Annotated in this window: 5 protein-coding genes; 1 reads left to right on the top strand and 4 read right to left on the bottom strand. The window is 54.1% G+C overall.

What is annotated here, in order from left to right; all coding sequences use genetic code 11:
• Positions 1 to 91 precede the first annotated feature (91 nt).
• Positions 92 to 1,327, top strand: a complete 1,236-nt coding sequence (locus tag PG896_RS20275) for a winged helix-turn-helix domain-containing protein (RefSeq protein WP_201957494.1) — start codon at positions 92 to 94, stop codon at positions 1,325 to 1,327.
• A gap of 2 nt (positions 1,328 to 1,329) precedes the next feature.
• Here PG896_RS20275 and PG896_RS20270 read toward each other — a convergent pair whose 3' ends face one another.
• From PG896_RS20270 to PG896_RS20255, 4 genes are read right to left on the bottom strand one after another with little or no spacing between them, the layout of a single operon-like run.
• On the bottom strand, positions 1,330 to 1,881 hold the full coding sequence (locus PG896_RS20270) for a fimbrial protein (RefSeq protein WP_270836153.1): 552 nt from the start codon (positions 1,879 to 1,881) through the stop codon (positions 1,330 to 1,332).
• An 11-nt stretch (positions 1,882 to 1,892) separates the two neighbouring features.
• Positions 1,893 to 2,921 carry a fimbrial protein gene (locus PG896_RS20265; RefSeq protein ID WP_270836152.1) on the bottom strand — a complete coding sequence of 343 codons (1,029 nt, stop codon included), beginning with the start codon at positions 2,919 to 2,921 and terminating at the stop codon, positions 1,893 to 1,895.
• A gap of 5 nt (positions 2,922 to 2,926) precedes the next feature.
• Positions 2,927 to 3,658, bottom strand: coding sequence for a fimbrial biogenesis chaperone (locus tag PG896_RS20260; protein WP_270836151.1), 732 nt, complete (start codon positions 3,656 to 3,658; stop codon positions 2,927 to 2,929).
• A 10-nt stretch (positions 3,659 to 3,668) separates the two neighbouring features.
• A complete protein-coding gene (locus PG896_RS20255; RefSeq protein ID WP_333563606.1) occupies positions 3,669 to 6,203 on the bottom strand; it encodes a fimbria/pilus outer membrane usher protein in 2,535 nt (844 codons plus the stop codon).
• Positions 6,204 to 6,330 lie beyond the last annotated feature (127 nt).

Genomic DNA, 6,330 nt, shown 5'->3' with positions numbered 1-6,330 from the left:
AAAAATCGGCTCAAACATGAAGAAATGAAATGACTGAGTCAGCCGAGAAGAATTTCCCCGCTTATTCGCACCTTCCTAAGGCGAGTCACACATGAGTAACAAAAATTATAAAATTGCAGAGGAGATATTTTTCTCCGCGGCAATATTCCGACTCTCTAAGGGAGAAAAGGACATCAAGCTCAGCAACAAAGAAGCCGAGCTGCTCGAAATGCTGTGTGATGAGGCAGGCAGTGTCATTCCAAGAAGCAAACTGCAAGATGCCTTGTGGCCAAACCAGGACAATACCGATACCAACCTAAACCGGCAGATCCTCTCATTGAGAAGAAAGCTGGAATCATTCGGCTTGATGGATGCGATCGATACCATTCCACGCGTGGGATATATCTTTTGTGCCCCTATTGAGGCCGCAGGAGAGACCGAAGAAGCTGCACCAAATGAAGAAACTCAAGCGGCGAATCCTTCTCATGCGCCTCAGGCCAGACGGCAATATACTCGCCGCAAATATGACCGCTATTTCAGCCCGAAGCGTATTCTGCTGTTTGCGCTACTGCTGGTCTCACTGACTTCACTGGCCATCGTCATCTATAACTATGCGACGGCAAATACGCTGCGTACCATCAATCTCAGCCAGATTTCCCTCTATATGACCAGCGAGACGGAAAAAGTGCTGAATGTGAAAATCGATTCGCTGACCCCCTTGATACAGCGTATTTCACGCAAGGCGGATGAACAGGTTTCCATTCTGGTCGGTAAAGAAGCCATCAGCTATTTTTCCATCGACAATAACAGCAGGAAATTATCCGAGAATGTCTTTCTGCTGCGCAGCGGTCATCCAGTGGCTGAAGAAGTACAATGTGTGATCACCACCATGACCCAGCAGGGAGACAATGTTTCCCACAACTATTACAACAATCCAGATACCACAGTCCGTTATCACAGCAATTGCCAGGCGCCGGACAACTGGGTGGAGATGACCAGAAAGAGCAAATTCATTGTCACCATGAACAGGGAAATAGTGGTGGCAACCGTGATCGCCACCGACAATCAGGGCAAAACACTGTTCAATCTGGATTCCGTCGGGGATCTGGAGCGGGATGATGGCGATATTTCGGTCGAGGTGAAAAATACCATCGTCAATTTCATTGATCAGCAGGCACTGACCAGCAATGACATGGTAGCAACCCTGGTAGCGGCGCTGACACCACCCAAACAAACGGCACAATTTGTTCAGTTGCCGGGCGGCATTTACCTATCCAATTATCTGGGTGGCGTCATCACCAGGCCCAGCCTCGGCAATTCAAAGGTCATCCAGCGCAATGACCTCTGAGTTTATTCATAAGCAACGATGAAGTTGGCAACGGCAGAATAGTCACCGGGCTGGATGTTCTTGGCCGCCAGCGCGTCCGGGTGCCCTTCCACCCGGGCAAAGAATTGCAGCTCATTGTCTGCGCTGCCGCCCAGCAAATAACCGCGGGAGGGTGTGCCCAGATCCAGGGGTGTCTGGGTCACGTCATACAAGCGGATGCCGGCGCCCTTGGCAATGCCCGCGGTAAAGGCCAGCCCGCCGCTGAGCTGGGCATCCTTCGAGCCGGTAAAGGTCACCTTGGCCATGCGGAAAATCCCCGGCTTGCAGTTGGTCAGGCGGATGGAGAAGGGCACCTGCTCCCCGGCCCCGTTGGCATAGAGCTGCTTGACATCGACCGCTCCCATCTCGACCTCCTGCTCAAGGGATTCGGGGGCGACCACACAGGGCTGGTCGATGATCCGGCCATGGAGATGGACCGTATTGCCCAGCAATTCCAGATCATTGCTGGCACGGGGCTCTGCCATTACTGCCAACAGTGGGCACAGCGCTAGGCCTATCCACAATGTCCGTAGCATAAAACAACTCCTCATTGGAACTCGGCAACGATAGTAGCGGTGGCATAAAAGTCACCAGCCGGGATATCCGCTCCTGCTGGTGTTACCGGCGCAGCGATAAAACCCCAGTCACCGATATTACCCTGCATGGAAACCGGATAGAAGGTATTCAATTTCAGCTGAGAACCATCAAGTTGCTTGAATTTTATCCCCAGATCGGAAATGACATTTCCACCTTGATAGCTATCCCGGGTTGTTCGCAGATAATCTTGACTGAAGGAGGTTGGTTTACCAGAAATACCAAGATTGATCTTCAAGGCATCCCCTTCGAAAACACCGCCACGGCATTGAAATGTCAGAGGAACCGTCTTTTCAAAGTTATTTCCATCCAATCCCGATCCCGGCAAATCACCAAACTCTACTTCAATCGTCTGCCCACCATTAATCACGCACTCTTCAGGAACATATAATATTGCAGATGTAATCGTAATTCGAGACATTGGCAAATTATTGAAATCTGTAGTGGTAGACCCCAAACGGCCATACATTTCTACAACTTGACGATCTGATATTTGCACACCATTAATTATTTGTTTTCTCACGCGAAAAGTGACCTTTCCACGGCTACCGCTTTCGAAATTATTTATTCTTGTCTCTTTCCCTTTAGTACAAGAGTAATTTGGGTTATCGTTACTTTCATTCGGAAATGGGGCTGTAACAAATTTATTCTTCCGACCAGCTATCCAAATTTCGACTTTCATATCCAAAAAGTCATTTAGTTTTACAAAACCATCACCAGCTTGAGGCAAGCCATCAGTCATTGTCGCTTTATAGTAAACTGGAGATTTTGGAATGCTGCTATCAGGGCAGGTAACGATACCTGAGTATTGCCCTCCCAAATTCCACTCAAATGCGTTGGTAGTAAAACCAGGTCTGTTTTGAATGTCAGCCTTGTCCAACGATATATAGTAATCATGGGTTGGGTTAGGCGTCACATAGCCATTTGCCAATGCCGTTCCTGCCAACAGCATAAGACTTGAACAGAAGATGGAACGTAGCATAAGGCTTACTCGCTCTTCACGGCTTTACAGGCATTGCCTGTGCACTGGTATTTGATATCCATATATCCGCCGTAGTCATTGACGTAACTGATCACAAATTCATTACCCAGTGCTTCCGGGATGGTGACCGTCTGCTCTGACTTGGGGGCAACCATAAAGGCGGAGAAACCCTTGATAGTGGTCCGCTCCTTGCCCTGCGGATGACCTAGGCCCACGTAGGTGATGTAGTAAGGGGTCGGGTTGTTGACCTTGAGGGCTTTGCCCTGCTTGGTGATCAGCACCTGATCCTGCCAGACTGCCCCACGCTCGGGCAGAATGGCCTCGGGGCGGTAGAACAGCTTGATCTTGGATTGCACGGCAATCTGCATCACGTTGCTCTTCTCGCTCTTGGGCGGGATCTCGCGCAGATTGAAGTAGTAGATGGACTCGCGATCCTTGGGCAGGCTGTCAATGGCCGGCACGCTGGCGATCCGCACGATGGACTTCTGGTTGGCATCCACCCGCTGTACCGGCGGCAGCACCGCGAAGGGAGACGCGATCTTCTGACCCTGGGCATCTTCAATCCAGGACTGCGCCAGGTAGGGCAGCTTCTGGTTCTCGTTCTTGATGTTGAGGCTGATGGACTTGGCACCGCCCGGATAGACGACACGAGTACGGTCCAGCACGATGGCAGCGCTGACGTTGAGCGAGGTCATGCCCAGCACGGCCAGACAGGTATAAGAGAGCAGCTTTTTCATCGGTATCCCATTACTTGCAAGTGAGAGTCTTCATCGACAGATCGGTTACTTGTTGCGGTGCCACTATCTTGCACTGGCGGGCGCCGCCCCAGGAGAGTTCAAACGCTTCATTCGGTTTCACCCCGGTCAGATAGACCAGGCCATCTTCATCCACCACCGAGAGCACCCGGCCGGAATCCTTGACGACGGTGGCGCCAAACGGCGGCACTGAACCATCGGGCAGTTTGACGTTGGCCAGCAGCTTGAACCCTTCGGCCATTTCGAAGGCATTATACCCAATTGCGCCCTCGGTCAGGGTCCCCTGCTTGATGGCGTTCATCGCATCGATGTCGTCGCTCAGTTGATCCACGTCCACCCGGGTGTCGCTCTTGCGATAGTCGGTCATGTCGCTGATCACCGCGACGCCAAAGCGGTTGGTTACGGCGCGGCCGTTGTTGAAGGAGACGCCGGAGGTCTTGTCGGTATCCACCATCATGCGGGTACCGCCACGACGGGTCGCCTGGTGCAGGGCTGCACCGTGCTGGGTCGCCGTCAGACCGCCACGCAGGCTGGCGCCGACCGAGGTGTATTCGCTCTGCACGCTGTAGGCATTGAGGCTGACCGCCCCGATGTCGCTGTTGTGGTTGTAGTAGCCCCGCGCCACGGCATGGCCGTTGCTCTGCACGCCCGCCCCCAGCTGATAGGTATCATCCGGCCGGCTGTAGTCCTGATAGGTGGCCAGGTGGGTCACCTTGCCGTTGGAGGACTGCACGCTGTATCCCGCGCTCTTTCTGTCCCCGATCGGCATGCTCAGGGTCAGCATGACGCTCTTGTCATCCTCGTAGTTCTCGGTCTTGGTCTTGTAGGCCGACACATAGACGGAGACATCCTTGAAGCTGCCGATGTTCACGTTCTTGTTGATGGTGAGGCCGTAGCGATCCTCGGCGTCATGTTCCCAATAGGTTCTGTGGGTGTAGTCCAGGTAGACGGTCAGCGCCTTGGCCGCATCATCCGCCCAGAAGGTCTTGTTGGCGGTGATGGTGTAGAGCTCCTTGTCACCCCAGTTGTTGTAGTCATCGCTCGAGGTGTTCTCGTTCTTCTCCAGCCGATCCTTGTTATTGAGGAACTGCGACATGGTCATGAAGTCATGCTGGGAGAAGCGATAGCCGGCGAAGGTGATCGAGCTGTTGTATTCATCGAACTGCTTGGCGTAGTTCACCCGCACCGACTGGCCAATCTTGGTCGACAGGCCGGGCAGCTTGGAAATGGATTGGGTCAGGTCAGCCGAGATGGCACCGAAGGCATAGAGATCGCGACCGATACCCAGCCCCATGGAGTTGTATTCACCCGCAACCAGACTGCCGCCATAGAGCGACCAGGAGTTTGCCACCCCCCAGGAGAAATCACCGGTGACGAAGGCAGGGCCGTGCACGTCGTGCACCGAGTCCGTCTGTTCGGAAGGGGCGCCGACCGCCAGGTTGTATCGGACATAGCCGGGACGGGTCAGATAGGGCACGGTTGCCGTGTCGACCTGGAACGAGTTGACGCTGCCATCCTGCTCTTCCACCCGCACATCGAGGCGGCCGCGCACCGAGCTGTCCAGCCCCTGGATGCGAAACGGACCGGCCGGTACGTTGGTCTCATAGAGGATGCGACCGGACTGGGAGACGGTCACCTTGGCATTGGTCTTGGCGATGCCGCTCACTTCCGGCGCATAGCCCTGCAGGCTCGGCGGCAGCATGCGCTCGTCATTGGCCAGGTTGACGCCGGTATAGCGAAAACCGTCGATCAGCTGGGAGTTGAGCTGCTGCTCGCCCACCGTCAGCTTGGCGGCCATGTTCGGCAGCGGACGATAGGCGTAGATGCGGTTCAGCTCGGAAGTGGTCCGATCGTTGTCGCCCCAGTAGGCATTGGCCTGATAGTCACCGCGCAGGCGCCAGGCACCGTAGTTGAACCCCAGGGTGCCGTAGCTGCTGATGTTGCGGTTGGAGTAGCCATCGCCCTCGTTGATCTGGGCGTTGATGTTGTAGTCCAGCATCATCCCCGGGATCCCTTCATCCCACTGCTCGGGCGGAATCCAGTTGGGATCGCTGTACTTCATCCACGCCTGGGGCACGGCGATGCGCAGCAGGCCGTTGCCGATGTCGTTGGCGATCACCACGCCGTCCAGCGCCAGCAGGTTGGCACACTGACCGTCGTGCCAGCTGTCGATCTTGGCGATGGCCTCGTCGGTCAGCGCCAGCTTGGGGATCACCTCTTGCGGCAGGCAGGCCACCCCGCCCTTTCCCTTGCCGGTGTCGGTCTCGTAGAAGGGGATTTTCTGCAGGGGCAGCTTGTTCTTGTTGACCTCGATCTCGAGGTAGTAGTCGCCGGGCAGGATGTAGCCTTCGTCGGCAAACTGGGAGAGGTCGATCTTGGTTCGTTCGTCCAGATCGAGCGCATCAATATTAAACTCCGTCTCTGCCCATGCATGATTCGCCACCGCCATCAGGCCGGGCACGCACAGCATAAAAGCCATTTTGGAATAATGTTTTTTTCTCACAGAGTCTGATGTTGAAACGCTCATATATTTACTCTAGGAATTGCATAACGGTCTCACGTAATGAGGTATCTACACTAAGGAAAGTGCGAACAAGTATCCCACGAACAAAAAATGAAAATTTTAGTCATTTAATATCAATGGGTTACCAGTA

It is taken from the genome of Aeromonas sp. QDB30, assembly GCF_027707645.1.
GTDB classification, from domain to species: domain Bacteria; phylum Pseudomonadota; class Gammaproteobacteria; order Enterobacterales; family Aeromonadaceae; genus Aeromonas; species Aeromonas caviae.
The sequence above is the reverse complement of the archived record's forward strand: the minus strand, read 5'-3'. Positions and strand labels throughout refer to the sequence as shown.